1 protein-coding gene is annotated in these 363 nt (G+C 36.4%); it reads right to left on the bottom strand.

The features are described from left to right. The coding region (locus M5F03_RS04350; protein ID WP_249706871.1) for a transposase family protein at positions 1–363 on the bottom strand (363 nt) is incomplete at both ends.

Below are 363 nucleotides of genomic sequence, written 5' to 3'. Positions count from 1 at the left end.
ACTACCAAATACATGCTCAACCCCAATTCTTCTTTTGTTGATTTCTTGATTATAGATTTTTAGTTCAGGATCCAATTTACAGCGCTTTTTTGCTTTTAATGGCAACAAGCTATTTGGATACATTGCATAAATCCCTTGATAGCCTTTATCTGCAAGGATAAAGGCACCTGCCGGAATCTGATGTAAGTTTCGTTTGAAGAGTTCGAAATCATGTACAGCACCACGATCAGTGCATAAACTTAGAATTTGCTGAGTTCTATAATGAATGATGGCCTGGACTTTGAAAGTATGTGCCTTCTTTTTGCCACTATAGCTTTTCTTCTGTTTTTTTAGGTCTTTGTATTGGAATTTCTGTGGCATCAA

The sequence above is a fragment of the Acinetobacter amyesii genome (assembly GCF_023499985.1).
In the GTDB taxonomy this organism is placed as follows: Bacteria; Pseudomonadota; Gammaproteobacteria; order Pseudomonadales; family Moraxellaceae; genus Acinetobacter; species Acinetobacter amyesii.
Note: the sequence above shows the minus strand (reverse complement) of the source record. Positions and strands in the feature narration are given on the sequence as shown.